Here is a 429-nt window from a genome sequence, read left to right as displayed (position 1 = left end):
CTTTAGCGGCTATGCAGATGAAATTGGCTCCGGTGCCGGAGAAGGGTTCAATTTCAATCTTCCGCTAAATCATGGCAGCGATGACTCCGTCTTTGTCAAAGCAATTGCGCTGTGCATGCAAAAGATAGGAGAGTTCGGACCAGATGTCCTCCTCGTTGCGCTTGGCCTCGATGCCTATCGCGGCGATCCGCTCAGTGTGCTTGACATCTCCACCGATGGCTTCCGGAAGGCTGCTAGGGCCATAAGCGACTTCAATGGACCTATGGCCATGCTGCAGGAGGGCGGATATCCCTGCCCGGAACTCGGTGACAATCTTGTGGCATTTCTAGGAGCAATAGATGACTAACTCCAAAGGGCGCGCCCTTGCGTTTTCAAGCAAATGGGCACTCGTAACCGGCGAACGAGGCGCATTGTGCACCATCTCACGGC

General features: G+C 54.5%; 1 pseudogene. It reads left to right on the top strand.

The annotated features are described in order from the left end of the window. Positions 1-346: pseudogene (locus EOA85_RS37030) on the top strand (histone deacetylase family protein); the annotation flags it as partial. Positions 347-429 lie beyond the last annotated feature (83 nt).

The organism is Mesorhizobium sp. M5C.F.Ca.IN.020.29.1.1, from assembly GCF_003997375.1.
GTDB lineage: Bacteria > Pseudomonadota > Alphaproteobacteria > Rhizobiales > Rhizobiaceae > Mesorhizobium > Mesorhizobium wenxiniae.
Note: the sequence above shows the minus strand (reverse complement) of the source record. Positions and strands in the feature narration are given on the sequence as shown.